Below are 26,425 nucleotides of genomic sequence, written 5' to 3'. Positions count from 1 at the left end.
CAGCAGTATGTTTGCTGTTCAAACTGTTGATTTTAATATTTTATCTTATACTTTACCTATGAAAGTATCTTATACACTTATAAAAGGTGATTTGGAAGAGTTACAAAGAACTTTAGACAGTAACTATGGCTTATTTGGCTTAGTAATCACAGACTGTAAGAGTTTAGAAAATAAATGTCCTAAACAAAAAATATTATTTAGTACAAACTCTAAATATCAAACATATACTATTAGTGATATAGTAAATAGCCCTTTTGATTATTTAAAAGACCCTATTCCAGTAGTTGCTGAAAGGTTCTATCAAAATTCTTATATTGGAAATAGGCTTAAAACTGGTAGAACTAATAAAGGCAAAATTATTGGGAGAATTTATTATATCCGTGTTAATCGCCCTAATTTTATTACCTCTCAGCTACTTTGGTTACGAAAACCTTTTAATCTAAAAGGAGTAAATATTGTATACACCTTAACTTTTATAATGTTACTCACGATGGGGATACTATTGTTTTGTATAATTCAATGGATAACGTATCGTTACAAAACGCAAAAGCAAATTGATCAGCAAAAATATGAAAAGCGACTTAAAGATAAAGAAATAGAAAGGCTTGAACTTGAAAATAAACTGCTGAAAATAATAACATTTAATAGTGTATTTGGACAAGTTATAGAACAAGACTTTTCTTCAGTAATTGCTAATCGCATACAAGAACTGGATAGTATATTGAAAAATATCCTACTAAAAATAGACTCAGATATTCAAAATATAGTTCATGATATATATAAAGCTCCTTTATTATTTAATTTAAGTTGCACTCCTAAAATTATAAATGAAATAATAAGCAAAACATATAATTTAGAAGTTTATCAGCCTATAATTGAGTTTTTACTAGAAGCAAACGAAACGCTCAAAACATTAGATTGGGTTGTCAAAGATTTAAGGGGAACAACAAGGATAGAGAGTGAAGCAACCCTAGTTCAACAAGAAATTGAATATTTGAGCCAAAATTTGCCACCTAGTCTCGATAATTGGAAAATAGATTTCGATTTCGATTCTTCTCCCTTATGGATAAACTGTAATCCTTGGCATTTGAGAAGCATAGTAAAGAATGCTTTATATAATTCAAGCGCAGCACTTAAAAAATATCGCCGTAAGCTTAAAAATAATAGTTTCCAAGGTTATATTTCAGTTCGCTGTCACAGTAACAACAATACAGCAATTATTGATATTGAGGATAATGGGCCAGGGATTCCCTCAGATATACTGCCACTGCTTTATGAATCTTCTGAGCGTTTAAATAGAAGTGCTGGCGAAATAGCTGGCAATGGTAGCATGATAGTTTTCGCTTACCTATGCTTACATGGCGGCAAAGTAGAAAAAATAAATCTTGATAAAGGTGCAAGAGTCAGTTTTCAATTCCCATTAACATCTGATTAATCAAGGTAATTATGGCGCATTTTTTAATTGTTGAGGATGAAGCTTTTATTCGTAGAGAGTGGAAGTTTCTTTTAGATAAAGAAAATAACACTTACGTAGAAGCAGCAGATGTTGATCAAGCAATAGAGGCTATAGATAAAAGTGAAGAAGAATGTGAACCATTTGATTTAATTTTACTCGATCATAATCTTGGTGATGAAAAAGGAGTGAATTTATTAGAATATATTGATTTAAGTTATTGCCAGCACCGTATTATAGTTATTACTGGAGATGGTAGTATTCCTTTAGCGAGAGAATACGCTAAAATTGGAGCAATTGGGCATTTAATTAAGCCAGTATCAGAAGTACAGTTTTATATAACTATCGCTTCTGCGTTAGAGCGTAGATATATATATGTGGATGAGAAAGAAAATTGGGAATCTGCATATCAGCTACTTCAAGAAATGGGATTACTTGACTCTATAGAAAAGTTAAATGCTGATTCAGCTATGTTGTTAGATCAATATCAAGCTTTAAAAGCAGCTTATAACGAGTTAATTCATGACTTAGAAAAAGCAAGTAATAAAGAAAGCGAAATTGCTCAGGCTTACAAAAAAGCTGCTGATACTCTTAACTTAATTCCTGGTAGTTTTGATTCTATTATTCCATTCCTTTATGGTTTTTTCTTGACTCCTACATTCTTATCCGATGTCAAAAAAATATTTACTTCTGACAGACTACAGTTTTTTATACTACAGTCTTACTTAAAACGAATTAAAGAGAATCCTTCGGCTTATAGAATTACACGTATAGTCAATACTGCCATAACTCATTTTGAGTATAGAGTTGGTAAAAATTATCGGTTATATTTTCGTAAAGAAGGAAATACAATTATCCTTGAAAGATTTGGTCATAAAAATATTCAAGATAAAATCATTAGTTTTTTAGATAAAAACTGTGAAAATTATCTAGAGAGCTTATTTACTTAAGCTTATATATTTAGCAATGTTACAGTTTAATAATATAAACGTATTTCGAGAAGAAGGTTTAGTAAAGACGTGGCTGGTATCAAAGCATCAAGTCATAAACTAATCTATTCCTTAATTACTCCTCCTCATCTGCAACATCAGCCAACACCAAATCATCCACAGCCAATATAGGCTTGCCCATAGCAACTTCAATTTTGGCAAGTATCATCCGTTGACGCGATGCCATAAAACCCTCAAAGTCGTCTTGTCGAAGTGTTATTGCGTCGATTTGATGAGTTGCCAGAATTGCATTCATACCTGCATCATCTAGCTGAACACTGTCATGCTTTTGAAGTTGAACCAGATATTCACTTGGAGCTTTACCGCCAATCATCCGATTTGCTTTAAACGATATTGGAGTCTTGTTGAGGATAGAGTTATAGCGAGATGGGGGAATACCCTGCTTGTCACACCAACTTTTGGGAAAAATGTGATGAATATCGAGTCTGCGCTCTTCCCAATCGCTTTCATCCAAATCCCGAATAGTGGACTTCCAAAAGAAATCTTGAGAACCTTCACGTTGAATCAAGGTATTGATACCCTTATATGCAGCACTAGTTCGGGAACGCAAAGTCCCTAAACGTGCAGGTTGAAAATTAGCATCCCGAACAGTTGCAGGTTCTTCCTTAGCATCTTCAATCCAGTCGATAAGCTCTTGAATATCCAAAGCCATGCGAGTTTCAACTGCCCCGCCGTACAATTCGCCAAGGATACCGCACCAAAACCAACGGGCGATTTTTTCATGGATTTTTGGTTCCAGCCAGCGATCGCCAAGCAACGCCATGACTGCGGCAAGAGGAATAAGTTGAGTGCGGTAGGGTAAATCGCTAGTTGAGAAAAACGATTGCTGACGTAAGAATTTAGCTGCTTTCCAATAACCCTGCGTAAGAGGCTGTTTCCATTTTTGTAAAGCATCTACAGTTAAAGATAGAACGGCTTCGCGCTTGGCAGTCACACCTGTTATTTGCTTGCCAGTTTTACCTGCTTTTAAGTCTTGCTGGCGTTTCTCCAAACTGTACAGTAGCGTTAATCCCTGGAAAAACTCTGTCGGTTCAACTTCATGTAATAAACGTTGTTTTCTGAGGTACGGTTGAATCCCTTCAATTCCTTCTTGAATATTACCAAACCATTCATCCCGCAAGTTGATGTTATCAGCAGCATAGGTGGCAGTTAAAAGTTCAAAAACCGAGAGGTTAACACCACCAGTATTTACTTTCTCAAAGACAAGACAAACAGCTTCCTTTTTATTGTTGCGATTGAGTTCAATGATGGGTAACTCATAATAACGAAATTCATCAAGAACTTGGGTACGAAATTCCATATAGCGGCTCAATTTATTTGAGCCATGATTTGCATCATACTTATTTAATCCTACTTCCCAAGTACCTGCGTTGAGAATTTCATTACAAGGAAAGTAAAAGTGTTCATATTCCTTTTCTGGCGTACTGAGGTCAAGTTTGACATCACGCCCAAAGTTCTCTTTTTGAATACGATTTGCATCAATGCTAATAATTGCGCTTTCGTAATGTTCTGGCCCTAATAAGGCCGTTTCAATATCAATATAGTAATAACGCTGTACTAATTTTTTCTTAGAGTCACGAGTTTGAACGGGTTGCTTAAATATTAATACTTGCGTTAATGAAGTCAGCCGTTGTTGCCCATCGAGAATAAGCTTTTTCAATTTATCAAGTGTTGCTTGTGTTGGATCTACTCCCTCAACAGGCCGGGCTTTAAACTTAGCATCACCACCAGCCTCAAGCAGCATAATTGCTCCCACAGGGAAAGAACGCGCAATACTGACTAACAGTGAACGAATGTGTTCATCATCCCAAACCCATCCCCGTTGGAAATCGGGTAGTTGAATTTCACCTGTGATGATATCTTTCAGTAAAGTCTCTAGTCTTGTTTTAGTAGAATCAAATGTAGACATATAGATATTTCTTCTGATAACTTGTTTGAATGCTTCGTGAAAAGTGTCGAATATCAATAACCAGTTCAAAATTAATTAGTGAGGATAAGCCAAGACATCTGCTCAAAGTTGTGGATGCCGTCACATAATTATTCCATTGCATTTCTATCTTCACGTAGATAAATTGATAATTCTTTAGGTTCTATTTTAAAGGCATTTAGCAAACTTTTAATTCTGTCCCGAATGTCATTTGCAGATAAATTACCTTCTGCATAGATAGCACTATCAATCTCTAATGCTTTCCTTAAAACCTTTTTCTCAGATGCAAAAAATACATTACCACGGACAGTTTTAGCATCTGTACTATTTATGAACTCTTTGAATAATTGAATGTTCTTTTTAGCTAATTGTTTGCAAAATAATCTATATAGGCGTTGCCAATTTTTTACATCTTTGTAAGCTTGCCCTTCAAATACAAAACCATAAGGGCGTTTAAATGTAAAAGTCTCTTCAATACTATGAGGCTCACTAGAATCAAGTTCTCGTATAATACGCTCATGCTCTAGTGAGCTTTTCTGAACAATATCTATTGATTCAGGATGAATATTAGTGTAATTTTCAATTAAATCAGAGATTTCACTAGAGATTCGGTTAAATTCATGTAGTTTTTTGTTAAAAGCTACTTTAAACTCAGAACCTTTCTGAACTGCCTGGGAATCATTATGTTCAATATTTAGCCAAATATCATCAGACAATCCTAAGAAACTTTCTTGAACACACTCAAGTTCAGTTAATATTTGCTGTATTCTTGTCTTCATTGTTTTTCTCCATTAATGTAGCTCATAAAATATTACTTAAAATAGTCAGATTCCAGGAATTCGACCTAGTATATTTCTTGTAACCAAGCTTTCAAATTGCATTTGCAAAGCAATAGCCGTTACTGGGTCGTTCAGTAATACACCAGCTTCAATATTGCGCTCGTGAGCCGCTTCTGTAAAATTGGCAGAGGTCACAAGCACACGCTCCTTATCTACAACAACACACTTAGCGTGTAAACAAGCTTTTGATTCCACACCCACCGCCAGCGATCGCGGATCGTGAAACACTTCAGGTAGTCTTTTTCCTGGCCAAATATCTTGGCGAAAACTAGTGGCAAACTCCCGCAGTAAAGTAGATGTTGGCACTTCACTGTTGTGTGGTCGGTTAACGTTAAGAAACATTCGCACATTTAATTCTGGGTTAAAATCCATGCGTTCTGCCAGCACCATAAATAACTCTCGTGCTTTTTGTTTTTTATCAAGAGCAAAACTAGAAATGAGAACGCTTATTTTGGCAGTGCTAAACAACTCGCGCACAACAACCCCAGTGTCACGGCTTTGAGAACCAGCAATTTCTGGGCCAGTCCAAACCAAATCAACGCGATCGCTCACTGCTTGGGATGTACTTCGTTCTTCTGCCAGCAGTCGTAGCGTGTAAGCAATATGCTCGGAATGTACGCCCATAACATTAAGTCGGTTGAGTTCATCAACAATGTCTCGATTCAAAGCTGCTGGGATGTAGTTCGCTACATTCGATGTGGAAAAGGGCGGGGAAAGTCTGCCAGTTTCCAAAGCGACTGCCAAATTAACGAGGGCTGGACGGCTCAGGTGGAGAAAAGCCATCATACTCTCACATCCTCAAAGAATTCTGCCCCTGGCCCTTCAACAGTAGCAACGACCAATGCCCTGTCAAGAAATTCATTGCGCCGTTCGCAAGAAGTTTCAGCAATGAGTAAGCACCCATGACAAGCAGCACCATGTAAAAACCTATCTTCTTGTTCGGCATCTGGTTGATGCTGGGCGCAAACTGGATCATTAGAGCAAAGCCTCCCCATCTCCAGTGCAACATCCAAATGGTATTCAATTCGGTTTCCTACTTGTACCAGTCCCCCTAAAGTACCTTCCGAACCAGGAGAACCCGTGTATAAAAGAATGCCATAGCCGGATTCGCCAGCATAAATGCGTTCACGAATTGAACTAGCAGCATAACCACATTCTAAAGACACAGCTGCAATCAATAGGTGTGAAAGGGAATGCAGCATAATGTAACGTAATCCAGGAAACTTAGCTTTCTCTTGAGCAATACCTTTTTGTTTGCGCCAGATATCAAAGCCTTTTGCTAATTTCTTCCCCCGAAGATGTACTGCATCCCGCTTGAGCCAATTATCAATAGCTTCTTTACGGAAAGCGATGAACACGCCTTCGCCTCTGTTTTCAATTGCCGACACCCAAGTAGGTTCAATATCAAGAGCAGCTCGCCTGACTTGAATATCTAAATCGCCGTCAATATCAGGCATAATTGCCTCAAAGCGAGTAAAGCCAATTTGGGCGGTAACTTCCTTAAGTCGGTGTACCAAGACAATGCTCTCTATAACAGATAGTAATTTTGGTTTGATGTTATCTAATTTCCGCGCACGAGCATAAAAGTCACTTTCTGGTACATCTTCTCCGACTTCAAAGGGGCTAGATAGCAAAGTCTCAATTTCTACTTGCTTAATACCCTTGTATTGCTTACCTTGCCCACTCTGTCTGCGCTGGATTTCTGCCCATACAACTTCATCACTAAATCCTTCTAAAACAGCAGCGACTTTTTGCTTCCGGCGTTCTTTTTTAACTTCATCACTACTTTCTGCATACTGAAGGAAGTCTTCATAAACTGAATTAACCGCATTTTGCAAGGCTGCATCCGAGTCTGGTAGAGAAATGACACTCAGAAGCTGGGAAAAGTAAGCATTGCTGGCAGAGCGAACCAAAAGCCGATTATATTCTGGTTTCCCTGTTGACTCAGAAATGCAGAGTTCTTGGGCTTTGGGGCCAAGCCAAGGGCGATGTCCTTCGCACTTTCCTAAAACCTTGCCATTGGGTACTGTTGCATCTGATAACTGACGACGAGCTTTGCAAGCTTCACAGCGGACAAAAATATCAGCAAAATCATTGCCAGATCCGCCCTCATCAAACCATAGCTGACCCCGGCAGGTGGTTTTAGGGTTTTCGTGAACAAAACCACGCCAATCAATATCTTTTATGTGTCCGTTAATGCAAGCTTGTACAAAACGCACAGGTACGACTGGCACTTTCTTTCTGTCAGCATTGAGATATTTACCAGTTACCAAACTACCCCAAGGTAGTAGAGGACGTGTCCGGTAAACTTTGGCATTAGGCGTTGCTTCATTTGGTTTAGGCCAAGTTTCTTCTACTTGAGCAACAAACCAAGTGGGGAAAGCGAAAGCTGTAATTCCAGTGCGAGATGCTTTCGGGTCTTTCTCGTCTACAGGTGGGGCATATAGGGCAATATCATTAACCCCTAAAATTTCAGCCACTCGTTCCTTTAATCGGTCTTCATAAATACGTTTTTTGTCCCCGTGCCAGTGGTTGAGTCCGCCAATTAGTATGGAATAATCGGGTAAATCCACCATTGCCCCTGGGCCAAAAGTAGATAAAATTTGGCTCTGTCGAATCTCTCCAGATGGAGGACGCTTTTTGTTTGATTTACTCATGATTCTTCCTCCTCTACCTCAAATCCATCAGGATTGCGAACCCACAAATTAACTGTTGGCTCAACATCACGTAAACTACGTTGAGCTTTAAATTTTCTTTCTTCTAGTGGTTTTTTTTCTAATTCCGGGTCAAGTGGGTCAAATAATAGAGGCGGCGCTTCCCCAACCTCACGTTGATATTGAAGGTTAATTTTTTCACCAGCAATCCGTTCCCATAAATCTAGTAAATCCTTAACTCGACCCCTGACTTTTTGACGGAGTGCTTCTGCATCACCTGCATCAAGTTCTTTGTCGTGCATCTCGGCACGCTTGGCGATCACATCGATGACAAAATTTAGCTCGTTACGGTGCTGAAGAATGTCGCTCGCACGAAGTGGTGCTGTCATCCCAGAATGCCCCAAACGTGCTAAAGCAACGGTAATCGCAGCAATCCCTCGGTCAATAGCACGAGGAGAGAAGGGGGTAACGCTGGTAGCTTCTACTGCCCTATAGAAAGTAGCGTGCCAAGCAAAGAAACGTTCATAGTGTGAGCGATCGCGCGGACGGTGAACGTTGAGTAATGTAACAACTAATCCTGGTCGTTCTTCATCCCGTCCCACACGACTGGTAGCTTGAATGTATTCTGCGGCTGTTTTAGGTTGACCGAGAACTACCATTAAGCCCAAGCGCGTAATGTCCAGACCAACAGAAATCATATTGGTAGCTAAGACTACATCAACACGCTCTTTTTGGTCAAATGTTGCTTCTAAACGGCTTTTAGTATCTGCAACTTCACTTGTGCTGACACGGGAGGTCAATTCTTCTGGTTCATCATCGATTTTCCGATCCGCAAACAAACCTGAACTTTTACCGACTCGTTTTCGTTTGCTATAACCAATAAGCCGAGAGTTGACTTCATCTTCAACAATGCGCCGACTGCCACCTAGTTCACGCAACGAATTAAAGTACCCAAGCAATGTCATGTAAGGGTCTGCTGGGTTATGAGGGTTTTTGTCCCCGCCTGCTGCTAACCATTCTTTCTGTGCTACTCCCAGCAATGCCAGATAAGTACGTAATAATACTACTTTCAGACTTCGCCCTTGGGCAGCAATTCCTATATAAGTTCGAGCATTCTTCTCTTCGGCAGATACTGTCTTCGCAAAAAATGAATCGCGCCGATCTGGCCCTGGTGGCGGAAATACATCGACTTCATTTCGCCCAAACAATGCCTTAATCTGCTTGTTTGCCCGTCGCACTGTCGCAGTGGAAGCTACAATCTTCGGGCGGATTTTTTGACCATTTATCTCTCGACTGCAAAGAGCATCAATTGCAGTTTCGTAAAGTCCTACCATTGTCCCTAAAGGGCCAGAAATTAAATGCAGTTCATCTTGAATAATTAAATCTGGCGGTGGCAGATAACCGTCAAGTGCTTTACCTCTACCTGGATAAACAGGGCTGTAAAAACCATCTTTATCATGACGTTCTACACGTCCAAATAAAGCACCTGTTTCTCCTACCCAAGGCAAACTCGCAAATTTATCTACTGTAGCGATCATAAAACACGGCAGACGGCGATAAATCGGTTCGTCTACTGCTAACACTGGTAAAGAGCGATCGCCTCTAAAATGACAACGGCGATTGGCGCAACTTATACGCAAGTCTATTGGCTGGTCAGGATTAGGCAATAGTTGAAATGAATTGCGGGTAAATTTAGTTCCGCACCAAGGACAGTTCTCTAAAGGAATAGGTGAAGGTTTGCGATCGTTATTTAAGAAAGCAATGGTACGCGAACGGGCGCTATTTTCATCATTGTCCCCCTTCTTGCCCATCCGGTTAGGTGTAGCTGCTTGCCCTACCCACAATCCAATCTCAAACGGCCATTTCCCCAATTTTTCTACATCTTGCTCCCGTTCCAGCTCTAGGGCGCAAATCATCGTCGCAGCACGTCCCAGTTGGTCAAGGGTGAGGAGGCGCAGTGTGTAGCGCATCAGTACGCTCAGTCCCGCAGAGCCGATACCAGGATGACGTAGCCGCCGTAATACAAGTGTAAAAGCTGCCAGCCCCAAGTAAGCTTCAGTTTTACCACCACCTGTAGGGAAGAACAGTAAATCAACTAGTTCCCGGTCTGAATGTTCGGGGTTGGCGATACCCACCAAGTTCATTAACAAGAAAGCAAGTTGAAACGGTCGCCAAGTTGGAGGGGCTATAGATTCGGGAGTAATGTTTTTCTTATGAGTCGCACGCTGACGAATTGCTAAGGCGATCGCTCGATTGGCAATGCGAAATGCATCTAATACTTGTGGGTCATCCAATGCATTTAAACCAGCAGCAATTCGGTCTTTAGCAATTCCGGCTCGATCTAATAGGTCTTTAGCTACACCTAAGCGTTTTTGCCCAGTCGGACATTTGACTCGTTGATCATCTATCCATTCAGAATAAGCACTAACCATCGGACTGAGCAGATTTCGCAATGCTTCTGCTGTCGGTGCGGCGGCTAATGCTTCCATGCCGACTTCCACATTTTTAACCTGGGTTGCAATTACCTTTTCTACGTCAGCAGTTGGTATCCAAGCCGTTCTTACTTCCTGACAGCCACCATTGGGATTTGCAACTGCAATCGCAGAAACGTTATGACCAACAGCATATTCGTAATCATCTCGGTATTGCAAATCAGCAACTTTCTCATCCCAGTCATCGCCATCTCGCCCACGTAAATTGGGGCGTGGTACAAAGGAATCGGCTGTCTGAATTATTAAATTTGTTTGGAAAGCATAACCAGCATCCCGCTTTTGGTCAGAACTAGGGCGGCGATGATTAACTAAGAATACTGAAACTGAGCGCGTTCCTGCTGGTACTAATTCCTCAGAAGTTACGGAGCGAACTGAGACAACCAGCTGTAAGCCATCGCTGTTAGGAACATCCAAATATATTGGAGAACTACTTCCACTAAGGGGAATCTCTAGTTGTTTAGTCGTATTGCCTAAATTTAAACCAAGGTCTAATTGAGTCGGTCTGCCGCTTGTACGCAACGGTACGGTAAGTTCAGCCTCTCTTGGAACTCTCTGCCAATCACCTGTGAAGGTAATTTCTTTTCCTTCGGTATCTGGTTTGGTTAGTGGTTGGTAATCACCCCACCCGACAGTAACATGAAGTTGGTTAACGGTTTGGGGTAAAAGCACACTTAACCCCATTGAAGAAGGGAAATAGGCTTTACGGGCAAAGGCTTTCTCTGGAATCTTTTCGTCTTCGCCAGAGCCAACACGACCAACTTCGTCCATTTCTTCATCGCCAGAGTTATCCACAACTGGTACGCCGTAGGGTACAAGGAATCCCGTGAGATACCACTTGGAAGGAGCTTGATCTAAAGTTTCTTCAGCATGGGCAACATCATCGGGTGGTGGACCTACAAGGTCAAGCTGTAAGGCATCAATCAGATGCGATCGCACTTCGGCAGATGTGATAGATGGCATATTAGTAGTGATTTATTCAGTAGATTCGGTATTAAATCGGTTGAGACTCTATTCCATCCAAAAATTTGCTTTCGACATCTTTTAGAGCAGCCATAATACTATTGCCTGGTGCTGATAAAATAGAGTATTTTACTTCCCTTAAATAATCTGAGATATTTTGACGTAGTTGTGGCTTAGATTCTGCAACCATGTGGTTATAATCCCAAACATCCCAAGCTAAAAAGCCGACAATTAAAATGGGATCTAGAAGTTGAGCGCCTGCTTTAGCAATAGCAGATGCCCCAGCTTTGGCAGCGATTTTAGAACCAGCTTTAGCCGCAAAATTAGCGGCTAATTTTAATCCAACAGTAGCTGTGGTAAAAGTAAAGACTTTTGTAAATAAATCACTATTAAAGCTATCTATTGTCAGACTTGATTGACTATTACCTGTATCGTAAATAATCTGTGATATTTTAATTAAATGTTCTTTCCAGTCGGGATCATTGATTTTATATTGAGATTTAATTGTTAAAAATTGAATACTCATTGCTGAAGCATAAGCCCTACCGATTTTTTCTACTATCCGCTTGAAAGATTTTTCGGAGTCTTCGTTCAAAACTAATTCATGGAATTTATTATTGAAGTCTTGCGTCATTCTTACTTTGACTATTTCTCCAGCAGTTAAATTTTTCTCTTCTTCGGTTCTAAATAGTTTTAAATTAGAATCTAGTTTAAATACTATCCAAGCAAAGGGAACACCAAATTCCATGAATTTTTGATTACCATAGCTGAAATACCAATTGAGAAATTTATCATCTACTTTTTGCAGTAGCTCATTTTCCCAATCCTCTAACTCAGCAATTGCATAATTCTCAGAACTGTTATACGCATTTCTAACCGCATTAACTAAATGCTGATCAATTTCGTACCAATCATTTGAAGGTTTAATCGATTCTTTCGTAACTACCTTATCTAAACTTTGATCTGGTTCATCTCTATTATATGATGATGTAATTGGCTGCTCTAAAACTATTTTATTATTAATAGTTTCAGCATGAACAGCAGCTATTTGTCCAGAGCCAGGAACAATACCAAACCAAACTAAAACAATAGTTGCTGCTACTGAAATAAAACGCTGTAGAGATTTGCTGTAAAACATTGACTTAATCAACTCAAATTTTCAGAAGTTAAATCTTGGGCTAAATCTAAAGACTGCTCTATGCTTTGTTGAATTTTCTCAACTACTGTCATAATGCCGTTGTCAGGATTATTTAGTAGAGAACCTTTTACTTCTCGCAGGTACTGAGCTAAGTTATCTCTCAAAATTGGCTTTTCAATACTAGCTGTATGGTGATTATCCCAAACATCCCAAAGTAAAATTCCTACTCCTACTGTAGAATCCAAAAGAACACTACCTACCTTGCTTGCCAAAATACCACCTGTTTTTGTAGCAATTTTTGCGCCTGCTTTACCTGCAAGCTTTAAAACAACTTTACTACCGATAGTTGGTATCATTTTGATGATTAAAGGCTTAAAGGCTAAGTAAGCTTCTCCAGCTAGAAGTGCTTTTCCTGTTAACTTTGATTTCTTGCCTTCAACATTCACAATATCGATAGATAAGTCATGGAGATAACGATTCCAATCAGGTTGAGAAATTTGCTGATATTTAGGAATTAGGGTAATATTTGCATCAACTGCATTGAAATAGTGTTGGACTGTTTGAGTAGTGATTCGTTCTAAACGAAGTTGAGAAATTTGAGGGCGTAGTACTCGTTTAGCGAACTCTGTTTGAAAATCTTCGGTAATAATTTCTGCTATTCGCTCTTGTGATACTTGGCTATTAGGATTTAGCCAGCGCCCCATATTAGTTGCAATTCCACTAAAAAAGGCTTTGTATTCAATTTTCTTTTGATTAAAATAGCTAAAGTACCAATCCAAAAAGTTACTATCCACGCGATTTATTAAGTCATCAGCCCACGCATCTAGTTCTTTAGATGCGTAATCTTCTGCACTTTGGTAAGCAACTTTCAGTTCTTTATGCACTGATTTTTTAACTAAATTCCAGTCAACGGCTTGTGGTATAGGTTTGGCTGGTGTTACCAAAGCGGGTTGAGGAATTGAAGAAGTAGCTGGTGCTTGAAATGCTTTAGCTATAAATAATTGCCCAATCATGGGTATAAAAACTACAATAATTACTACAGCCCATAGCCAAGGTACTATCAATCTTAGATATTTGAAAAAAGCTTCACTCAATGGAAGCAGGCTCTGGATAGTACCAAAAGGTTGTATAGGAGTTTTTAATGATTCTACTTGCTGTTGCTCTTCTTTAATATGAGTGGTTCCTAATTCATTTATTTCATTAAATGCTGATATTTCTTCAGGAGATACATTTTTTGTTTGTAAATTCTCAGAAATAGTTAATTGAGCATTGATTTCCTGTGTATCGGATACTTGCTCATTAGATACGTTTGTTGTTTCTAATAGTAATGGGTGAGAATTTATTTCGAGATATTCTGGATTCATGGCAAGATGCAATTCCTAATCTATAAAGTTACTAATGTGCGAGAAAAATACTTGGGCTGGTTTAATCACAAGCCTGGAATAGTTGCAGACTCGTCCGATGCTTTACGTGATTTTTTACCTTTGTTAGTATTCCCTTTTCCCTTGCTTTTATTTGCAGCCTTGCCACTTAAAGTTTCGGCTTCGGCACGTTGCTGGTTGAGTTCGAGTAAACGGGCTAATACTTCGTCGTGAATTTCTTCCGGCCAACGGTAGCGCCAAGGCTTTTTCTTCTGGCGTTTGCTGGTGTTTTCGTCATCTTCTTCGTCTTCGTAATCAAGCAGGAAGGTGCAGTCTGTGGAAATATCTGTCCAGCCGTAAGCATCGAGAACAGCACGATCCATTTGGGCGTGGAGTAAGCGTAGTTGTAAAATATCGGGGTGGCGTTCGTCGGGATCGTGGAAGCGGTTGTATGTGTCGGTGAGTCCCTGGTTGTTGCGAATCATTAAGGCAGCGCGGTATTCGTAGTAGGTTTTACCCACAGTTTCTAGGGCGGCGTTGGTTTCCCAGTTTTCGGGGAAGGGGAAGGTTTCAAAACAGTCTGAGGGATTGTAGCGAAGTCGATCTTCTAAAGATGAACTGAAGAAACGTGCAAAGACTTCATGAATACAAGATTGAAGAACAGCAAAACTAGAATAAGTTTGAAAAGGAAATATATTTAGGCTATTAGCAAATACAACTGTGGGTTCATAAAAAATGAAAGATAAATGAGTTGACGCTTGAGCATTTGTTAATAAAACGCGATTAAGAGGTGTGATCGCTTTGTTACCTTCTTGGTTTCGTCGTCCAAAAAGCCACCACTGACGGCTATAACTTCCAGGCTTATTTTTTCTTTCTGGATAAACTTTCTCTTCTACAATCTTCATTAAATCAGGATACTGTCGTGCTTCCTCTTCATTCATCTCCCCAAAATTAATTACATAACGATGATATGCATGAGTTGGACTAGAATTAACCTCTTCTCCACCTATATAAGGGAAAACTATCTCCGCATTTTTGGGATTTTGTTCAATCAGTTGCTGCATTTCAGCAATAGGTGTTGCATCAGGATTAGAATCATCAAATGTAAAACCCATTCCTAACACGATGCTACCTTGAAAGCTTTTATCAGCATTCGACAATAACATCTTGGGATTTTCATTGCCACCAGTATGAAATAGAAACGCAGAAATTAAGTTAACCTCTCGTCCATCTAGCAATTTTCTATTTTCGTATTTCCCTTTAAAAATATGAATAACACTCACGACAACCGCCGCTAAACCCGGCCACTTCATCCGTTTTTGAGCATTGTAAATTGTACCGCCTTGCTCAGAGATATATCTCAAACCAGTGCTACGGGTATCTCCTTGGGCAATGGTATTTGTGGCTATTAATCCAAAACATCCAGACTGGCGTAAAAAGCTAAATGCTCGTCGGAAAAAATGCGCCACTAAGTCACCATTGCTATTTGTTTCAGGATGTACAACAGGCAACCAATCCCTATAACCATCACCAAATACTGTACTAATACGTTTACCACCCAAAAAAGGTGGATTACCAACAATCGCATCAAATCCCGGATTATCTCTATCAAATACTTCTGGAAATTCAATCTCCCAATTAAACGCCGGAACTGGTTTCTTCCCATACCGCAACTCAGCACAAATACGCCTGACATCTAAATCATCTTCTTGATTTTTCTGCCTGTTATAAAACTTTAACCATGAATTATCACGCTCATCCTTTCTCGCCTTATCTTTATCCTTTGCGAAAAATGAAGCAATAACCAAATCCCCTTTCAGCCGAATATCATGTAACTCTGTTTCTATATTCTCGTAAAAATCTCGTTTTGCTGCATAATTATCTTCATCTAGCTTGTGAATTTGATCTCTATCAAATTTTACCTTCTCTATCGCCTGATTAAACAAAGGTAAATTTGGGTCTTTATAAGTTTTGTCTTCATCCCAAGTAAACGTTTTAATTTGTTCAGAAGTCAACCCAACTAATGAATCACCCCACTTCAACGCATGGTCTAAAAATGTAAAAGGATGAGCCTTCGCCAAAGTCGCCAGCCACAAAGATAACTTCGCCAAATTCACCGCAAACGGGTTTTTATCCACACCATACAAACACCGTTGCGCCACTAAACGCCGCGCATAAAGTAACGGTTCTTCGTCAATTGGAATTTCAGGTAATACGTTTTGCTTATTCCACGCTTCAACTAATCTCTCCGCCAACTGACGACAACTTTCTACCAAGAATGCGCCCGAACCCATCGCTAAATCACAAACTTTCAACTCTAAAATCTGCTCTGGTGTTGGGTTTTCTCCCAACGCTTCTAAAATCGGTCTGAGGGTTTCTTTAACAATCGGCTCAGTCAAAGCACGAGGCGTATAATGAGAACCACTACGCCGGCGTTCTTCCCCCGGTTGCAAATACAGAGAACCAACAGACATTAAACTCGGCGTTTTCGGTGACACCTTGCGTCCTAAAGCCACCACTATATCCTCTGCTGTCCTCGCATCCTTTAACTCTGTCAGGAATTTACCAGTAATTTCGCAACCTGCAACATCCTTTAAATATTTCGCGCGATCACTTGCCTTGGTTTTGACAACTTCCTCAACGCTGACAACAACTGTCACTGAAGATTTAGAACCTTTGGGTTTACTCCAAACACCGATAGCAGGACTACTTGCTCTTTCTACCTCATAGCCCATAATCGCTTCATAGACGGAACCAATTTGTTCGACATCTAGAGAACGGTAAGACAGACGTTCTCCATCCAGTACCAACAACCCTTGCAATACCCTGTGAATTACCCCATCTGAAACGCGAGGAGGTTCAAGACTTTCCCCTGTTTGATATTCTGTAGACTGGAGACGACCTTCTAAAAACGGATATTCATCTGGGTCAAATAGTTGTCCATGACGAGCCGGTAAGTACAAATCAGCATGACCGCCGCCGTCATAAACGAGACGAAACAGACTCAGCAACCATGCCCAAGCACCATACCTCTGATCCATTGTATCCGGGTAATTGCCTGCATCTTCTCTCAAGCGCTCATAAAGTCCACTAACTGAGTAATAACGTGTATAAACTGCATCTTGAGACATCAGTCCCCGATCTTCAGCATAAAGCAGGAACACCAACCGCAGCAAGATGGTAATTAATCCACCGTAAATATGCTGAGGTGTAGTAGTAGCAATTTCACTTATTAAGCTGCTTTTAGTAGTTGCATCTGCTATTTGGAAGCCGCGCAGTAAATCCCATAATGCCTCTAATACCTGCTCTGCAAGCTTAATAGAGACATCGTTTTGATATTTCCGGCTTTTTTCCAGGATTGCAGACAAACGGCGATCGCTAGGGACATTAAACAGTCGATCAGCCGAGAGCAACATATCCATTGCACCCAAAATCAGCCGCCCAGATACCTCACACATTGCCTGTACAGGAAAAGTCAGGTGTCCTGATGACTCTCCAAGTGGTGCATAAACCAAACGCAATTCTGTACCGTTGCACAATAGCCCAGTATAAACTTTCGTTTCTTTTAAAAGGCGCTCAAATTTAGATTGGGGGCTGGCGTGCCAACCAATAGATTTACTATCCTCTGCACCTGCATTGTCAAGTTCAGTACCATCAGGAAACACCTGTACCAGCATCATCCAGTTGCCATTAGGGCCGGGTACAGCATACGTGGGTGTTAAAACTTCGTTGTAATCTGGGAGTGCGATCGCTAATTCTTCTGGACTGACAACTAAATCTTCTGGTTGCCAACCTAAAACATTGATAGTAAAAGCAGGAAAGTCGTCAATTCCAAAGGTTTCTTTACCTATGTCACCAGAGAGGGGTTCGCGTCTGGCAACTGTAGCGAGTGTTTGTTGCAGTTCCACCACATTGCGGTTAACCACAGCTTGGGCTGCTGACAATGCAGGCGGAGATACCACTAACCCTACAGGCTGGAGAAAGCCCAACCATTCTTTATGTAACCGAATTTCTGGATCGTTTGCCATTGTTTACACTTCCTCTAGCCGGAAATCGGCCATAGATAAATTACGCCGACTGGCTCAATCCGCACTGCTTTTACTTTGTAGGCGGCTTCAATTCGGGCTGGTTCTGAAATTAGTTCGGTTGCGATCGCTTGCAGGCGTTTTTCCCAATGGCGACGGTCTGCATCCAATTGGCGCTGTTCTTCTATGAATGGAAGAGACAACTGCACTGCCTTAGATTCTTCCTGACACTTGAGAATTCGCGTCTGCTGTTCCTCCAAAATGTTCTTCATCTCAGCAGCTTCTTTAGCACCCCGATTGGTCAGCTTTTTCTCAGCACTTTCAGCCAAAGCTGTAGCACGGCGTTCCAGATGGGGAATTAATTCTGCTACATCTTGGGCTGCACTTTTTTTCAATCGCTCTTTCACCGCTTCGGTAACTTGCAGCAAGTGTGGAGAAGCCAGGGAATTTTCCAGTAATTCCAGTACGTTGTCTTTCTCGCCTTCTCTTAAAGGCTGAAGTTTTTTGCGTCCCCGACTGGTTGGGTCTGACCACTCTGCTGCGACTGCAATCACCTGGTCGTGCAAGCGAGAAGCCCGTTCACCATACAGAGCTAGCCGTCCCAGTGCAATCACTTTTGGCATTGGGTCATTAGTTAGGCAAACACAAGCACGAGTTAATTCATCATGCAAGAAGCCCTGAGCTAAAAACCTGCCCAGTAAACGTTGAACAATTCTGTGTTCTAAATGCAGATGAACTACATCCCCATCTAAAGAACCAGGATCTCGAAAAACTACAGGACGAATCGGTGCTTCTTTTCGCCATTCCCAAGGTTTTTGTCCGATTTTTCGAGGTGTTCTCAGGGTATCAAGTGTAGTTGACCATGTTGGATCTGCACCAGTACGCTGATCGAGAGCCGGAATTGTCCAACGCGCAGTTACAGGATTCTTAGCAACTTCATTCACATCAACAGGGGCAAGTGTTGGAACTCCTAGAATTTCTAAAGAAGCGGAAATAGCATCACGGAAGTGGTGGTCATCTAGCCCCAACCAAACCCGCGAGTCTTTCAACATTTCTTGTAACTGTTCAACCTGTTTAGTCAAATCCTGTTGGCGGAGTCTGGCTTGCTCCAATTCCTCATTAATTACCTGGGTGTTAACTGTTTCCTTGTTATTAAGTTGTTCTGCCTGATTAATCGAATCGGTAAGATTATTTACTTCTTGGTGGCGAATCCCATTAGCCAGTAAGCGCGACACATTTCTTTCAACCACTGGTGCAAGACTGCCAAGTTCTTGTTGAATCGTGGCTGTCTTCCGCACCAGTACATCCAATACTTTGTCTTCTGTACGTTGCGGTAAAACAAAGTAGTAACAATGGACAACAGGCGAACGCTGTAATTTGCGGTCAATCCGTCCATTGCGCTGTTCCATCCTTGATGGGTTCCACGGCACATCAAAGTGGAACAAGTCAGCACAGTTGTTTTGGAAGTTCACCCCTTCTCGCGCTGCATCTGTGGCAATCAGGATTCGCAGGGGATGACGCGCCGGATCAGCGTTAAATGCACTTTTAATAGCTTCGCGGCGTTCTTCTCCAATACCCCCGTGAAATACATCTATGCGTTCTTGTTCACGGTTAGAGCCAGCGATCGCACTTTGTAATTGCTGTTGTAGATAACGTTTAGTATCTGTATATTCTGTAAAGATAATTACTCGCCGTTCTAACCAAGCAGCATTAGGTTGACCCAAATCGGGGCAAAGATTTTGGCGAATCCACTCCACCAGTTTTTGAATCCGTGGATCTGGCTGATAGCGAGAGGAATTCGCTACATCTGCCATCTCATCTAAAATTGCTAATTCACGGGTTGTTTGTCCCGCAGCCTGCATAGTAGCTGCTACCATTTGAGCATCTTCTTCTGCAATTACTTCCTCTTCGGAAAATTCTGCTCGTTCGTCATCCGCACCAGGGGATTCAAACAGCAACGGGAGACTGGCTTGATGTAGGGAAGGACGGTTAATTGCTTGCTTTTCCATCCCCGTTCGATGCACTTTTAAAGTCCGAGCAAATGCCTCAATGGAAGATAAAAGACGCTTTTGCAGGGAAGTAATTACTAACATTGCCGTAGTCTGGGTAGACTTCGCTGCATCTTTGAGCTTTTCCTCACGCAGATTGCGATATTGTTGCAGCAGTCGGGATAATTTTAGTTCTGGCGCGTCTTCTGGCAGGTTATCAATAACTATAGGAAGAACGTAGCGTTGGGGAAATTCTTCTCCGATCTCTCGTAAATCTTGCTTTAAGCGCCGCACCATTACAGTGTCCAGCAACTTGCGATTACGAACGGGTACTCCTCGGCAGAAACGCTGGGGATCAAGAATTTCTAGTAAGGCAGCGAAGCTGTTGGAATGTCCATTGTGGGGAGTGGCAGATAAAAACAGCTTGTGTTCAAAACGCGGTGCTAAATCTCGGATAGTTTTGGTAAGTTGGGAATCAACCGCATACTTTGCACCACTCGCAGGTGCAGCATTGTGAGCTTCGTCAAGAATGAGCATGGATGCAGCTGCAAAATCACCAAGCCAGTCCCGTAACGGTGCGGCATAGGTTTCATCTCGTAGCAAAGCGTGGGAAATAATGAACCGAGTGTGCGTCATCCAAGGGTTAATTCCATAACCCCGTTCTTGACGGCGCGCAGCAATGAACTCACGGTCAAGAATCATGAATGTGAGTCCAAAGCGACTCTCCATTTCCTCTTGCCACTGCCTTACCACTGATGGCGGACACGAGATAACGACTCGCCTAACTTTCTGCCGCATCAACATCTCACGCAGTATCAGCCCTGCTTCAATTGTTTTGCCCAAACCGACATCATCCGCAATAAACAAACCAACTCTCGGCATCAGCAAAGCTTTACGTAGCGGCTCTAGCTGATACGCTTTGACTTCTATACCCGCTCGGTAAGGCGCTTGAAAAAGCTTGGCATCTGTGGAAGTAACGCAGTTCCAACGTAATGTGTGCAGGTAGGCAGAAAACAGACGCGGATTATCAAAACCTCGATTCGCTATGGAATCCCATGATGTCGCCCCTACGATTTTGGCATCTATTTCGCGTTCCCACAGGACTTCTAGCGATTCTCCTAACGCATCATCTTCTAAACAAGAAAGGCTAACTTTGGTATCTTGCTCCTTAGTGGGTTTCGACACAACTTCTTCTACAAGATACTGCCGCGATCGCACTCGCACAATTTGTCCAGTTATAACGTCAGTCACTGGCATCTCCCTCTGAATAGACTTGCAGCAGTTCTTTTTTAGTGAAAATCATTCCCCTTCCCCATCAATTTCTCATTGCCACATCAAATCTGCATAGGCGCAGCCCGCAGTAGGCATTGCTTTTCATCGCAAGTGCCCACACCAAATTTGAGCAAGTATTGCTCCTCTAAACAAACCTGCTTTCCAGAATTAATCTGGTAAATGTTTGGTCAACAGTTTCTGCCCCTGCTCACCCATCTCTTGCAGTATTGACTCAATTTGCCTCATTGCCATAGGCGACGGCTTGGCGTGTCCGTTTTCCCACCGATTTGCAGTCGGATAAGTTACACCCAATGTTGCGGCGAATTGCTCTTGTGTTAAACCAGTACATATACGGAGTTCTCGGATGAGCTTGCCAACTTCTGGTTGGTTGATTATCAAAGGTTTTTTGATGGTCATTTAGCTCAATTCCTACTACTTTATGTGATGAGTGATATATATTTCATTACATCGTAGTAGTGGTAAACCTATATTGTAAGTTCGAGAATATACCGAATCTTTTCTTTAAGCTCGTGCTGGTGGCGTAATTATGCTTAATCAGCTATAGTATATTGTACTACTTAACTAGTACTATTCTTGGTTAACCCACAGACTGGGGCTTTAGAAAAGCTTTGCAATGGACTGCTCATTTCAATCACTAAGCCGTGCTGCCGCTGGTTCAGGTTCTATGTACTTTGGTTTCATTCCTAGCCAGTTGCTTTCACAAAAACAAGCGTGCTGTATCAATTATGTAGAGTGTTTCTACAACACTCATTTAACAACTGGCATAGCATGGGACATCAGAAGCGGAAAGTTTTGCCACATCCCCCGTACAACTTCTTCACTGTCCCGTTGTGTTGATCTCTCCATTGAAACTGCAACCCAAAGACATTGGATGCCAGTAGCTGCTGAGGATCGGTGGAGTTTGGTGTCGCCCATTGGTTGCATTTGTTTGTAGAGTTTATGATTTCAATAGCTAATGAACTGAATGTACTTTCAAGCTATTCTCTTGACTTTAAGCAGTGTAGTTGCGAGTAATAAGCATCAATCATCTTCTTGACGATATCTTTAGATAACTAGATATATCCTTTATGTAATTTATACCAAACAATACTTAAAAACCAGTATATTAAATAGCTATCGTGGTTGGTAAAGTCGTATGTCTGCCTCAAATCCAGAAAGTATAAACTCTGCCTTAAAAGTTGCAAGTATAGTTTCTAGTGCATTGCTTGAAATAGCTCCTCCTATCTCGGCATCTCTTATTGAAGAAATCGAAAAAGAGCAAAAAGAAAAGCGAAAATCGAGCAAATAACAAATACAGTCATAAATTTTAGCCTTAAACTTATGAGAAATAAATCAAAGTTACATCCAGGCAAAGCCATACACTTATTTTCAGAAATCCAAAATCATCTTCATAATGGAACTATTTCCCATGAGTTGAGCCAAATTGCTAAATCTACTAGGGATAGAGAAATATTAGAGATTTGTACCCGTGCCGTAGATTGTCTAGAAATAGAGATTGATACCAAATTTTGGAAAGTTAATATAGAGCAGCATTCTCACTCTTTACAAACGCTTGTCAAGCATATAAAAAAAGCTAAGGAACTTTTTGACAAAGTTATAGAAATCATTCCTGATAGTAATCCGAAGTGGACAGAATCTTTATTTAAAGCTACTGAGTCTCAATTAATTTCTTTATCAAATTACTATTCTCTTCTCGATAAAATTCCAGATATCACTGATATTGATGGTGAACCTATTAAAATTGGTGATCTTGTAGCTATTGATTGTAAAGATGAAAAGGAAAGGATCTACCAACATTATGGATTAATTACACCTAGCCAGCAGGGTTTTAGAGTTGCCCATTTTTTTACAGGAGCAACAGTAAAAGCTCAAAATAGCCTTGTGGAGAAAGGTTTTGGTTATGTACATGAAGTATCCTATTCTCCAGAGTGGATAGTCAAAGAGCATTTGTCTGATTCTATTCCTTTTAGCCAAGTTGAAGGACGTATAAAAGATTCAAGAAAGGAGGAGAGAAGAGTTTGGAACAAGCTTAGTTATAATTGTGAGCATTGGGCAAGACAGATGTTTTGTGGAGAACCAATATGTACTCAGATCGAGGAGTTAAAAAATAAGAGCAATTAAATTGTACAAGGATAAATATAATTTTAAAAACAAATTCTTTAATTAATAAACTAGCCAAAACATCAATTTTTTCATAATACAATAAGTGTTAGAAAAATTTAACAACTTACCTTATTTAAGGTTAGTAGATAAACAAAAATTAACAGAAGTCTCTGCAATCTATTTCGCTGTAGCTCGCGATCAAGTTCTCTACATTGGTCAAGCAGTAAATCTTAGAAGCCGTTGGCTAAATCATCATCGTCTACCACAATTAGAAGCAATTAATCGTCGGTGTGAAGTCAAGCTATTTTGGTTAAATTGCTTACCAGTTCAGCTTAATGAACTAGAACGCCAGTACATACAGTACTATTGCCCAACTTTAAATCAAAGTAAAGTACCTCAAAAAAAGTTGTTACCTAGCTTTCAAATGCTAACACTATCGCTCAAAAAATTAAATGAACGAGTGCTGGTTTTCGGAGTATGTCCTGCTAGTGAAAAACTTCCGCTCAAAACAATAGTTATACAGTAAACCAAAAAGTTTTTGAGAGAAGAGCAATCGCTAGACACAATGTAGCTTATGATACTTAGAAATACAGAATGTTCTGACTAGCAGACATGGTATAGATTATGATTACTTATAATTAGCTAGCTGAAAATGGTCAATATTAACCTGATGGAATATAGATGCTTTCAACGACTTGATATTTCCGCTCAATAGCTTGAGATAAAAAGGCTAACATCTGTTTTAGCGCAAAAAGTATGCGATAAATTAATCGGCTACCTTTCCTTTTACGACTGATTCTGAGCCAAAGTAGATTTACCCAAATATTAACTAAAAGAAAAGATATACCCACAAATAGTAATCTCAAAACTGGATTTTTATTATTTGTTCTAATTCGACAAATATTTTTCAGACGATAACTAGTTTCAATCCCAAATCTTTTTCGATAATCTTGATAAATATAATTTAAATTTGTTCTTACCTTGTGAGCGACATAAACAAAATATTGAATTCCACGCTGATTACGCTTTCCCTTGCTATACTTACAAATAATCCATAAATCAAATGTAACTGAATCATCTTTATCTCTGGTTATTGTATAAGGAATTTTATAACTTTTTTTACCCTTTAAGAATTGCTTTATTCCTCCTTTCTTCCCCGTCTTGATAGCAGGCATAAGAAAAGGAATATCTAATGCCTGCAACCATCGGATTACAGGAGTATTAAAAAAACCTCTATCTAAATAAAGTTTTTTCACATTTATTTTAAGAGAGTCAAGTTCTGCTAATAAATAAGTAATCAAAGCAACACTAGTATCTGATTGACGAACACCCCTTATTGCAAGGGTTACACGCTTATTCTTAGTAATTACATATAAAGTTGCATAGGCGTAAAATGAATGAGTACCAGCTTTGGCTTGACTTCGATATATGTATGCTGATTCCTAGTAAAGTTGGCTTACCATAATAACAAATTAAATTTAAATCAATCGCTATTTTTAAAGAGCTTTTTTTCAATCCTAAAGGAATTCGACTTTTCAGTGCTTGATTTAGTTGCGCCTCTAATTCCTCAAAGTTGTTGATTTTATTGAGATGATATCTAATATCATTAGCGGTGGGAACGTTCTTTAACAATTTGGCTGTATTTTCAATACTATCTCCACTACTAGCTGCCTTAATTAGAATTTCAAATAAAGTTTGCTGGTCACATCCCCCCTGAGTTTCAATGGAAAAATTTTCTACTAAACACTCAATAACCTCATCAAGGGTTTCTGAGGCGGTTATTGCCAGTTCTTCTGATGAAACGCTCAATTTTTTCAGCCAATATGCTACACACTACTCTCATCATTTCATTTTTAGAAATCTTTCATAATGCTATAAGCATTATTGATGAGTTTGGTATTATATAGCACCTTAAAATACGCAAACTAAATTAGTGATCGCTCTTTGGGAAAAACTTTTCAAGGGGCGACAAGCAAGTTAAAGTGCTTGCTGTATAAGCTTCATAGCCCTTAAACCTCGCTGATAATATGCCTGCTTATTGCGAATGGAACCGACTAGTTCCTCAACCCATGCTTGGCATGAATGCAAAGCTTCTATCCAATTTTGACCATATAAACCTATCCAGAAATTACTGTGACGCTTCTCATTTCTATTTTTTTCTTCTTGGCGGCAAATATAAGAATCAAGTTTTTGAAATTTAGTTCTTTGCCCATGTAACCAAGCACTGGTCATAGCCAAAGCGATTAAGAATATTATTCGTACAAGTCTATCAGGACTAGCTTGAGAGCTTTCCAAATTGTAGCCGCCAGTTTTACAATCTTTAAACATAGCTTCAATGCCAAAACGTTGAGAATATATTTTGAGAGCAGTGTTTAAATCAGGTAAATTAGTTAATAAATACCAAGCTGATTTTTCTTGTTTACTCCTGTACTTTCTTTTCCAGTAGACTCCTAAGTTAAACTTACCAAAACCCCGTTTTTGAGTAAATTTAACATTGGAATAAAACTGGCGGATGCCTGGATAAATCTCAATGCTACTTAAAGGCTGAAATTTTTGCCCTTTTTGGCGGAAAGTAGTATCCTTTTTCTGACGAAATACAAAACCTATATTCTGCTTGTGGAGCCATTGCGCTAGTTCTACGCTGTGAAATTCTCTATCCCCAATAATTACTAATTTGTACTTTTTTAATAAACGGATTACTGGACGTAATACTTTTTGCTGTTCAGTGAGATTACTACTACCATCTTTCTCTAACAAACACCAATATATTGGCCACGCTCTTTTTTGGTAAATCACACTTACCATCAATACATTATTTTCTTTCCATTGTGTTCTATCCATCGCAATGGTTAATTGTGACCCTAGTTTAAAATGTTGGTTAATTAGGGCTTCAATAATCGGAAACCACAACAATACTACACTCAAGGCATTTAGCATTAAAAACCTTTGTAAATGCCGTCTACGACTGTTTTGTTGTATTGGTAATGGTAGTGTTGCTGCCAGTCTTTCTATTTTCACTTGTTTTTGATTTTGTAGTAACCACACCAACATCTTTAGGGTGATTAACTGTGCTTTATTCAGGTATTTTTCTAAAAAGTTTTGGTAAAATCGTGCCAGCATTGTTACGATGGTCTTGGTAAAATTACGAGACCGTTCTTTTTTACCACAAAATAGCTCTCCAC

19 protein-coding genes are annotated in these 26,425 nt (G+C 40.0%); 6 read left to right on the top strand and 13 right to left on the bottom strand.

The genetic code is table 11. The annotated features are described in order from the left end of the window. The first annotated feature begins 7 nt into the window (after positions 1-7). Both H6G96_RS29305 and H6G96_RS29300 read left to right on the top strand, forming a co-directional pair. Positions 8-1,435 carry a HAMP domain-containing sensor histidine kinase gene (locus H6G96_RS29305; protein ID WP_190916118.1) on the top strand — a complete coding sequence of 476 codons (1,428 nt, stop codon included), beginning with the start codon at positions 8-10 and terminating at the stop codon, positions 1,433-1,435. Positions 1,436-1,446: 11 nt separating this feature from the next. Next, positions 1,447-2,403 carry a response regulator gene (locus H6G96_RS29300; protein ID WP_190916116.1) on the top strand — a complete coding sequence of 319 codons (957 nt, stop codon included), beginning with the start codon at positions 1,447-1,449 and terminating at the stop codon, positions 2,401-2,403. 115 nt (positions 2,404-2,518) lie between these two features. Here H6G96_RS29300 and H6G96_RS29295 read toward each other — a convergent pair whose 3' ends face one another. From H6G96_RS29295 to H6G96_RS29250, 10 genes are all read right to left on the bottom strand, one after another. After that, positions 2,519-4,372, bottom strand: coding sequence for a DUF262 domain-containing protein (locus H6G96_RS29295; protein ID WP_190916113.1), 1,854 nt, complete (start codon positions 4,370-4,372; stop codon positions 2,519-2,521). Positions 4,373-4,500: 128 nt separating this feature from the next. Beyond that, complete coding sequence (locus H6G96_RS29290; RefSeq protein ID WP_190916111.1) at positions 4,501-5,169, bottom strand: hypothetical protein; 669 nt, start codon at positions 5,167-5,169, stop codon at positions 4,501-4,503. Positions 5,170-5,214: 45 nt separating this feature from the next. Then, positions 5,215-6,015 carry a DISARM system phospholipase D-like protein DrmC gene (drmC, locus tag H6G96_RS29285; protein WP_190916109.1) on the bottom strand — a complete coding sequence of 267 codons (801 nt, stop codon included), beginning with the start codon at positions 6,013-6,015 and terminating at the stop codon, positions 5,215-5,217. Then, positions 6,012-7,886, bottom strand: a complete 1,875-nt coding sequence (locus tag H6G96_RS29280; RefSeq protein WP_190916107.1) for a DUF1998 domain-containing protein — start codon at positions 7,884-7,886, stop codon at positions 6,012-6,014. Before H6G96_RS29280 ends, drmC begins: the two co-directional genes overlap by 4 nt. Then, complete coding sequence (gene drmA, locus H6G96_RS29275; protein WP_190916105.1) at positions 7,883-11,335, bottom strand: DISARM system helicase DrmA; 3,453 nt, start codon at positions 11,333-11,335, stop codon at positions 7,883-7,885. The genes H6G96_RS29280 and drmA overlap by 4 nt, the downstream gene beginning before the upstream one ends. Before the next feature lie 31 nt (positions 11,336-11,366). After that, positions 11,367-12,473 (bottom strand): hypothetical protein, encoded by a 1,107-nt coding sequence (locus H6G96_RS29270; protein ID WP_190916103.1) that lies wholly within the window; start codon positions 12,471-12,473, stop codon positions 11,367-11,369. An 8-nt stretch (positions 12,474-12,481) separates the two neighbouring features. After that, the gene (locus tag H6G96_RS29265) at positions 12,482-13,837 is read right to left on the bottom strand and encodes a hypothetical protein (protein ID WP_190916101.1); all 1,356 of its coding nucleotides are present in this window, start codon (positions 13,835-13,837) and stop codon (positions 12,482-12,484) included. A gap of 65 nt (positions 13,838-13,902) precedes the next feature. Next, a complete protein-coding gene (locus tag H6G96_RS29260) occupies positions 13,903-17,862 on the bottom strand; it encodes a DNA methyltransferase (RefSeq protein WP_190916099.1) in 3,960 nt (1,319 codons plus the stop codon). A 14-nt stretch (positions 17,863-17,876) separates the two neighbouring features. After that, positions 17,877-21,098, bottom strand: coding sequence for a DISARM system SNF2-like helicase DrmD (drmD, locus tag H6G96_RS29255; RefSeq protein ID WP_347242290.1), 3,222 nt, complete (start codon positions 21,096-21,098; stop codon positions 17,877-17,879). A 189-nt stretch (positions 21,099-21,287) separates the two neighbouring features. After that, a complete protein-coding gene (locus H6G96_RS29250) occupies positions 21,288-21,536 on the bottom strand; it encodes a helix-turn-helix transcriptional regulator (protein ID WP_190916095.1) in 249 nt (82 codons plus the stop codon). 217 nt (positions 21,537-21,753) lie between these two features. Between H6G96_RS29250 and H6G96_RS29245 the strand changes: the two genes are divergently transcribed. The 4 genes from H6G96_RS29245 to H6G96_RS29230 all read left to right on the top strand — a co-directional run bounded on the left by H6G96_RS29245 (position 21,754) and on the right by H6G96_RS29230 (position 23,769). Then, the gene (locus tag H6G96_RS29245; protein WP_190916093.1) at positions 21,754-22,074 is read left to right on the top strand and encodes a hypothetical protein; all 321 of its coding nucleotides are present in this window, start codon (positions 21,754-21,756) and stop codon (positions 22,072-22,074) included. Positions 22,075-22,275: 201 nt separating this feature from the next. Then, positions 22,276-22,428: a hypothetical protein gene (locus H6G96_RS29240; protein ID WP_190916091.1), complete on the top strand. Its 153-nt coding sequence runs from the start codon at positions 22,276-22,278 to the stop codon at positions 22,426-22,428. 32 nt (positions 22,429-22,460) lie between these two features. Then, a complete protein-coding gene (locus tag H6G96_RS29235) occupies positions 22,461-23,261 on the top strand; it encodes a hypothetical protein (RefSeq protein WP_190916089.1) in 801 nt (266 codons plus the stop codon). Positions 23,262-23,346: 85 nt separating this feature from the next. Further along, positions 23,347-23,769 carry a GIY-YIG nuclease family protein gene (locus H6G96_RS29230; protein WP_190916087.1) on the top strand — a complete coding sequence of 141 codons (423 nt, stop codon included), beginning with the start codon at positions 23,347-23,349 and terminating at the stop codon, positions 23,767-23,769. 136 nt (positions 23,770-23,905) lie between these two features. Here the strand turns inward: H6G96_RS29230 and H6G96_RS41630 are convergent, their stop codons facing one another. From H6G96_RS41630 to H6G96_RS29220, 3 genes are all read right to left on the bottom strand, one after another. Beyond that, positions 23,906-24,610 carry a transposase gene (locus H6G96_RS41630; protein WP_347242292.1) on the bottom strand — a complete coding sequence of 235 codons (705 nt, stop codon included), beginning with the start codon at positions 24,608-24,610 and terminating at the stop codon, positions 23,906-23,908. After that, a complete protein-coding gene (locus H6G96_RS41625) occupies positions 24,603-25,052 on the bottom strand; it encodes a hypothetical protein (RefSeq protein ID WP_242063433.1) in 450 nt (149 codons plus the stop codon). Before H6G96_RS41625 ends, H6G96_RS41630 begins: the two co-directional genes overlap by 8 nt. Before the next feature lie 168 nt (positions 25,053-25,220). Then, a complete protein-coding gene (locus H6G96_RS29220) occupies positions 25,221-26,363 on the bottom strand; it encodes an IS4 family transposase (protein WP_190916086.1) in 1,143 nt (380 codons plus the stop codon). Positions 26,364-26,425: the final 62 nt, after the last annotated feature.

Source organism: Nostoc sp. FACHB-892 (assembly GCF_014698795.1).
Taxonomy (GTDB): Bacteria; Cyanobacteriota; Cyanobacteriia; order Cyanobacteriales; family Nostocaceae; genus Nostoc.
Note: the sequence above shows the minus strand (reverse complement) of the source record. Positions and strands in the feature narration are given on the sequence as shown.

Bases quoted from the DNA above. Each gene is read 5' to 3' on its own strand.
- H6G96_RS29245 (WP_190916093.1), top strand. From the start codon at position 21,754: ATGGACTGCTCATTTCAATCACTAAGCCGTGCTGCCGCTGGTTCAGGT.
- H6G96_RS29270 (WP_190916103.1), bottom strand. From the start codon at position 12,473: ATGTTTTACAGCAAATCTCTACAGCGTTTTATTTCAGTAGCAGCAACT.
- H6G96_RS29265 (WP_190916101.1), bottom strand. From the start codon at position 13,837: ATGAATCCAGAATATCTCGAAATAAATTCTCACCCATTACTATTAGAA.
- H6G96_RS29240 (WP_190916091.1), top strand. From the start codon at position 22,276: ATGTCTGCCTCAAATCCAGAAAGTATAAACTCTGCCTTAAAAGTTGCA.
- H6G96_RS29300 (WP_190916116.1), top strand. From the start codon at position 1,447: ATGGCGCATTTTTTAATTGTTGAGGATGAAGCTTTTATTCGTAGAGAG.
- H6G96_RS29305 (WP_190916118.1), top strand. From the start codon at position 8: ATGTTTGCTGTTCAAACTGTTGATTTTAATATTTTATCTTATACTTTA.
- drmA (WP_190916105.1), bottom strand. From the start codon at position 11,335: ATGCCATCTATCACATCTGCCGAAGTGCGATCGCATCTGATTGATGCC.
- H6G96_RS29250 (WP_190916095.1), bottom strand. From the start codon at position 21,536: ATGACCATCAAAAAACCTTTGATAATCAACCAACCAGAAGTTGGCAAG.
- drmC (WP_190916109.1), bottom strand. From the start codon at position 6,015: ATGATGGCTTTTCTCCACCTGAGCCGTCCAGCCCTCGTTAATTTGGCA.
- H6G96_RS29280 (WP_190916107.1), bottom strand. From the start codon at position 7,886: ATGAGTAAATCAAACAAAAAGCGTCCTCCATCTGGAGAGATTCGACAG.
- H6G96_RS29260 (WP_190916099.1), bottom strand. From the start codon at position 17,862: ATGGCAAACGATCCAGAAATTCGGTTACATAAAGAATGGTTGGGCTTT.
- H6G96_RS29290 (WP_190916111.1), bottom strand. From the start codon at position 5,169: ATGAAGACAAGAATACAGCAAATATTAACTGAACTTGAGTGTGTTCAA.
- H6G96_RS29295 (WP_190916113.1), bottom strand. From the start codon at position 4,372: ATGTCTACATTTGATTCTACTAAAACAAGACTAGAGACTTTACTGAAA.
- H6G96_RS29235 (WP_190916089.1), top strand. From the start codon at position 22,461: ATGAGAAATAAATCAAAGTTACATCCAGGCAAAGCCATACACTTATTT.
- H6G96_RS29220 (WP_190916086.1), bottom strand. From the start codon at position 26,363: ATGCTGGCACGATTTTACCAAAACTTTTTAGAAAAATACCTGAATAAA.